General features: G+C 37.5%; 5 protein-coding genes and 1 pseudogene. 3 read left to right on the top strand and 3 right to left on the bottom strand.

The window, feature by feature from the left end:
• Positions 1 to 233, bottom strand: a 233-nt coding sequence (locus JN080_RS22945; RefSeq protein ID WP_256238301.1) for a zincin-like metallopeptidase domain-containing protein, incomplete at its 3' end; no start/stop codon positions are given.
• A 677-nt stretch (positions 234 to 910) separates the two neighbouring features.
• On the opposite strand from JN080_RS22945, the gene JN080_RS22940 reads away from it, so the two are divergent.
• From JN080_RS22940 to JN080_RS22930, 3 genes and pseudogenes are all read left to right on the top strand, one after another.
• Positions 911 to 1120 carry a DUF5316 family protein gene (locus JN080_RS22940; protein ID WP_256238300.1) on the top strand — a complete coding sequence of 70 codons (210 nt, stop codon included), beginning with the start codon at positions 911 to 913 and terminating at the stop codon, positions 1118 to 1120.
• Between the two features lie 856 nt (positions 1121 to 1976).
• Positions 1977 to 2441 carry a hypothetical protein gene (locus tag JN080_RS22935; protein WP_256238299.1) on the top strand — a complete coding sequence of 155 codons (465 nt, stop codon included), beginning with the start codon at positions 1977 to 1979 and terminating at the stop codon, positions 2439 to 2441.
• A gap of 24 nt (positions 2442 to 2465) precedes the next feature.
• Positions 2466 to 3317 (top strand): annotated as a pseudogene (locus JN080_RS22930) (IS110 family RNA-guided transposase); the annotation flags it as partial.
• A 360-nt stretch (positions 3318 to 3677) separates the two neighbouring features.
• Here JN080_RS22930 and JN080_RS22925 read toward each other — a convergent pair.
• Complete coding sequence (locus JN080_RS22925; protein WP_375141739.1) at positions 3678 to 4973, bottom strand: serine hydrolase; 1296 nt, start codon at positions 4971 to 4973, stop codon at positions 3678 to 3680.
• A gap of 398 nt (positions 4974 to 5371) precedes the next feature.
• Entirely contained in the window at positions 5372 to 5563 is a 192-nt protein-coding gene (locus JN080_RS22920; protein WP_256238296.1) for a hypothetical protein, read from the bottom strand.
• Between the last annotated feature and the right edge of the window lie 448 nt (positions 5564 to 6011).

The raw sequence follows: 6011 nt of genomic DNA, 5'->3' as shown, positions 1-6011 counted from the left end.
GGTTCTTCTTGTGTATATTCTTCTGATCCAAAATGGGCTGTAGCTGACGTGACTCCGATTCTTTTTAATCTGCTGACATGGCCTGTGCTGTGTATGCACTCGTGGAAGGTCGTGGCGTAATATTCTTCAACTTGTCTAAAATCCTTCATCGGTGGGATGTTTATATGGTCTATACTGATAAATTCAAATTGATCATAGTGTTCTTGAACAACTTCTTGTGAGCAAATAACCATCCGTTTTTTTATACAGGATTTTATGCAAAATCAGCCATAGGAGCCGATTCAAAACATCCCCCAAATTATTGATATAACTGGAATGTATAAAACCATGCATCAACCAGAAAAATAGACAAATTTAAACCCCCTTAAGCGCCAAGGGGGTTTAAATTTGTCTAACTCCCGAGTTGGCTTTATGTAAACTAGATTTGTATAATTTATTCATTTTGATTTCTTTTTACCTTCCCATTTTTCAAAAACGCTAGTAAAAAAAATCCCCCGCCGTGATCTGACCCCCAATAAGTTGGACTAGAAAAAACAACTCATTGGGTCACTTCACCTTGAGGGGGAGATTTTTTGTTTATAAGTCTTATTTCATTCATGATTGTTCCAATCCATATTATGTACATACATTTTTTATATGCATAGTCATTTTTACTTTTCTCTTTTTTGGCCAGGAACGTAAGGTTGTAAATATGTATGAACTTCCCCATCGTATTCCAATCTCATCCTTCGTTATGTTAGGTGGTATATTAATAAGCCTTAATAATATCCATTCAACATTAAAGGAAATATTAAAAGTTAATAAAGATAAAATCAATTAACATAACTGGAATGTGTGGAGTATGCATAAGGAATCTTCAAACATCTACTGGCTCCTTCACGGTAAAATACAACAAAAAGGGGATATCACAATGATGGTAGTAAGCTTCTGGATTGGTATCATCTGTATTGTTGTTTCTGGGATATTTTTAGGAGGATGGACAAGTGGAGATCAACAACGAGCGAATTTTCATTCTGAAACAAGTAGTCATAGACGTTTTAGAACCAATATAGCTTGGTGGAGTGGACTCTTTGGTATTATGTTTCTAGCTATATCAGTATTTCTTTACTTTCGAATCTAAGTTATGACATCAGTTGATGTCCTTATTTTAGTACTTCGCCTTTTTCACTCAAAACTTTTAAGTTATGCACCTTTAATAAACGTTCTACTCAAAGAACAAGCTGAATGTAACTTTTTATGTATTAAGTTCTATTCGTTTTTTCATCACTTCTCCATAAAAAGCTACAGTATACGTGTTAGCTGATACTTTTTCAATTAAAGCAACCGTTAAAAAATATTTTTTTGTTGTTGTATACTTTTAATATCTTAAGTCCAAAATAAGATCAGCCAAATTCCCCCTAGAATTTGGCCAGTAGAAAACCCATTCATACAGGAACCAGAATGGGTTTTTTATATTAAAGTAATCATGTGTGAGTGTTCGAGTTAATCGCAAGGCTTAAGAAAAAGGAATTTTAAATTTGTCCAATGTAACAAAACCTCTATTATGTTACATTGAATTTTTAACTGGGGCAAAAAAAAAAAGCCGCAGACGAAGCTAATATTTTTAAACTATAGAACCATAGTTCAAGAAGATTTTTAGCACAGTTTAGAATTATTAAAGCCTTTATAAAGAAAGTTAAGACCCCTGTTAAATAAGGGGTAGTTAATATAGATAGACGTTATTTTATATTTATACGTATGACTAAGAAAAGTGTAGGTGTTTTTAATATGTTTTAACGTCCTTTCTTTACGGCACACATCCATTCTGGAGTACCCTTACTCTCCGGGATGGATGTTTTAATTAAAAAATTAAACCTATAAACAAACTTTGTCCCCATACTATCTCTTCACTTATCAGCTGCTTTGCGATCCTACAAAAAAGAAATGCAGCTGATACTTTTTCGACTAAAGTAACCATTAAAAAGGATTTTTATCGAATGTATTTCTTAATATTTTTAGCCCAAAATAAGATTAGCCGAATTTCCCCTAGGAATTTGGCAGTTGGAAAACCCATTCTTACAGGAACCAGAATGGGTTTTCTTGTTATTAAAAAAGATAAGTTTGGGATTCCGCGTTTTGCTACCGGACCGCTGCCTGCAGGGGAACGGCAAAAGTTGGGCCACTTGGGCTTCCAAGATAATGAGCCATATGATGAGGATGATGGTGAGGATGGTAGTGATGGTACAATGACAATGGGACTGAGTATCCGTATCCAATATGGGTTCCGTAAGGATATGGCATATATCCTGTTCCATAATGCTGATACATATAGGCTCTTATGTCGGGATCACCTGCTTTCTTTGAGATTTTTTGCCAATTCTGGGAATTTGATAATTCATCTTCTTCCTGAGCAGCATGTGATTCCTTATATAGTATATCCCACTGATCATACAGGTCTTTAGCTCTTTGATAGTGATCAAAGTCTTCTTTTAAATGTGCCTGTTAATCTTACAAGACAACATGAAAATATTACAGGCATGTTTGTACAAACTAAACTACAATTTCAGACAGTTCTAGATCAGGTGTTTCCTGAATACTGCGGGGTTTTTGGGGCCTTATATTCGGATGTTTCATTACTGACTTTACAAGCGTTTCCTACTTCAGAAGAAGTCTTGAAGGTTGGAGAAGAAACAATCGCTAACAAAATAAAAGAATTATGTAAAAGCCGTTCGCAAACATGGGCAAACAGTCAGGCAGAAAAACTGATAGCTGCCGCAACTCAAAACCCATTTCAGGAAGCCTTATATCCTAGCCTTATTCTGAGCCTAAATATGTATATCAAAATGCTTCTTGAATACAAAAAACATCTATCTAAGCTTGAAGATGAGATAGATGCTTTAGCGAAAAGTATTGAAGAATATAAAATTATCCAATCCATCCCCGGTATCGGTGAAAAAATCGCAGCAACGATTATTTCTGAAATTGGGGAAATTGATCGGTTTAATCACCCTAAGAAACTAGTTGCCTTTGCCGGAATTGATCCAAGTGTATTCGAATCTGGTACATTCAAAGGTACTCTAAATCGAATTACCAAAAGAGGCTCTAGCAGACTACGACACGCCTTGTATATGGCTGTTAAATGTGCCATTCGTGATTGTCGCAAGAAGAAAACGACAGATGAAATCATTCCTCGTAACAAGCGATTACGAGAGTTTTATGATAAGAAACGTGAAGAAGGAAAACCCTTTAAAGTAGCTGTAATAGCATGTGCCAATAAACTTTTACATTGGATTTATGCACTTTTAAAAAGCAAATCAGCTTTCCAAGATCTAGCCTAGTTTAAAGATACAACTAAATATCCCAAAACTTTCCAAATATAAATCCTTGGAAGGTTATTTGGCATGTCTAAATTTAGTATAGCATGAAATATTTTAAGTTTTTATTGAAAAATATTGACAAACTATTAGCTGGTTTAATGTCGAATCGACACGTACAGAATGACAGAAAGCGTTCTTTGCTTTCCTGATCAGTTTGTAGTGCTGCCGTCCAAGGCAATGTTTTTTAGATTTTTAACTTTGACTTTTTATCGTTATTCTAAAGAACAAAAAAGGATTCCTGTCAAGGCAGGAATCCTTCTTTTAAAAAGTCAATTTCTGAGAATAGTAAGTAATAACTTCTTTTTAGTGAAAAATCTTATGTCATGTATTGCTGAAGAAACCGCCAATTCCTCTCATAATCATGATGAACCAATTAGCTTTGTTGTCATCCTGAGCAGCTACAACATCAACCTCGGCTTTCTTTTGACCCTGTGGTGTTAAATAGCTGATGGATTGGCCCGATTTCGATACAAAGGTTAAATATCCAATCTTTTCACCTTTTTTAATTGGCGCTATTAGTTTCCCACTGCTGTCGACTTTCGATTTATCAAGCACTAATACTGGTTTAAAGTCCTTTTTCTCACCGCTTTGGACTACCATGGAAAGAGCTGATTTAGTGTAAACCGGAACTTGATTGCTGCTTCCGTTACTTACAGGAACAGTTTCATCACCCTTTATCTGATAATGCTTAGGAACCATTTGTACTTTTGAATAGTTGCTAAAAGCATAGTTCAACATTTTTCTTGTCTCTGCAAACCGGGCCTTATAGCCGCCTTTTCCGCTAGCATCAGTAGCATTTTGGACTACGGTAATAAACCTAATACCGTTGCGGCTGGCCGTACCGGTAAAGCAATAACCCGCAAAATCGGTAGTGCCTGTTTTAAGCCCGTCCATACCCGGATAGGCGTAAATTAATGATGGCAGCATCCAGTTCCAGTTCTTCATGACAATCTGATCTTTCGTTCCTGCGGCGAATGTCAATGTCGGAATGCTGGATGTCTTTAAAATCTCAGGAAAGTCATTTATAAGGCAGAAAGCTAATGTTGCCACGTCACGGGCTGACATAACATTTTCATCAGTCGGGCCACCTACTACCGGCTGCATACCTTTGTAATCAGCATTATTTAATCCGGTAGAGTTAACAAATTTATAATGTTTTAATCCTAATTTCTGCGCTTCAGCATTCATCATTTTGACGAAGTTTGTTTCCGATCCGCCCATGATTTCCGCTAAAGCAATCGCTGCCGCATCGGCGGAATATATTGCCATTGCCTGATACAATTCCTTTACGGTGTATTGGCCGCCTTGGCGCAGCGGAACGTTTGATAGACTGGGATCTTGAGAGATTTTATAAACCAGGTCATCGACTGTATAGGTCTGATCCCAGCTTACCTTTCCTTTTTTAATGTCATCCAACAGCATATATTCAGTCAGCATTTTGGTCATGCTGGCAATTCCATGCAGAGTGTCAGCATTTTGGTCATATAAAACTCTTCCTGTTTTTCCATCAACTAATATAGCACCACTAGCATGTACATTTAAATCTACTTGTGCATGGGCTGTACCCATACTGGTGAAAATGCTGAAAAATAAAACAAGTGCCATTGCACCGGCCATACAACTCTTTAAAACACGGTTATTCACGTTAACGTCCTCCAAGGAATTATTACACTTTGCCTATTTTATCACAAGTCCCTCACAAGTGACTAGAAAGAGCCTCGAGGCGTTTTCCTTCTATATCCGGCAAATTACTCGGGTCTAAATTACTTGTTAATTAGAGACCATTAGCAAAGAACAAAATCGCTAACGCAACTTAAATCACGACCCAAGTGAAGATTATTCACTTGGATCTTTTCTCGCCTGACGCATTGTTCCATTGCAAAAAGGACAGACTACTTCCACTTCTTTCTAATCATAGTAGCAAAGCGAAGCAAGCGACACGATTCCTGGCGTTAGCCGGGAATTTTCCAGCGTGTACGGTACACTTTTTAAACGAAAAAAGAAAAAGGGAGAACTCAGTCCCCCTCATTCCTCTCTGTGATTTCTTCCAGGATGGATTCGAGCCACTCGATGGCTTCTTGTTTGTCAATGAAATCATCAGTGAGTCGAACAAATAGTGTATTGGCCTCATCTTCTTGAAAAAATCTTCCTACATAATAACCTGTGCTTAATTTTGCTACCTGCAACTCATGACAACTTATTTTCATTCTCCATCACTCCTTTTTTGTTTGACCACTCTAAATCTTTCCAACGGGCTTGAAGTTTGTGAAGTTTTTTAAGCGCTCTTCTTAAAAAAGTTCACGACTTTGCGAAGCGTAGCGTAGCACCCTTGACTGCCCTAATGAGCAAACGATTACAATGAGGAGAACAAAGAAGGAGATAAACCTGGCCCAAGCAAATAAAGCGATCCAACGGGCTGCCGTTGGCTGGGTTTGGGCGAGGAGCCCAAGGTCTTAGGTTTTTGGCTCGTTCGGTATGGCGGTGTTAGCTGCAAATGGAACAGGAACCTACGGATCGTTTCTTTACAATCCGTAGTTATCGGGCCATTAATGCCGAAGCGACACGTACAGAATGACAGAAAGCGTTCTTTGCTTTCTGATCAGTCTGTATACTGCCACCCGAAACATGTTCTTATTATAAAAATCCTTAAACTCT

The sequence above is a fragment of the Bacillus sp. EB600 genome, from assembly GCF_024494385.1.
Classification (GTDB): Bacteria; Bacillota; Bacilli; order Bacillales; family Cytobacillaceae; genus JAEVLT01.
Note: the sequence above shows the minus strand (reverse complement) of the source record. Positions and strands in the feature narration are given on the sequence as shown.

What these genes read in the sequence shown, in the direction of transcription:
- JN080_RS22940 (WP_256238300.1), top strand. Translation starts at nt 911, where the DNA reads ATGATGGTAGTAAGCTTCTGGATTGGTATCATCTGTATTGTTGTTTCT.
- JN080_RS22935 (WP_256238299.1), top strand. Translation starts at nt 1,977, where the DNA reads ATGTATTTCTTAATATTTTTAGCCCAAAATAAGATTAGCCGAATTTCC.
- JN080_RS22925 (WP_375141739.1), bottom strand. Translation starts at nt 4,973, where the DNA reads ATGGCCGGTGCAATGGCACTTGTTTTATTTTTCAGCATTTTCACCAGT.
- JN080_RS22920 (WP_256238296.1), bottom strand. Translation starts at nt 5,563, where the DNA reads ATGAAAATAAGTTGTCATGAGTTGCAGGTAGCAAAATTAAGCACAGGT.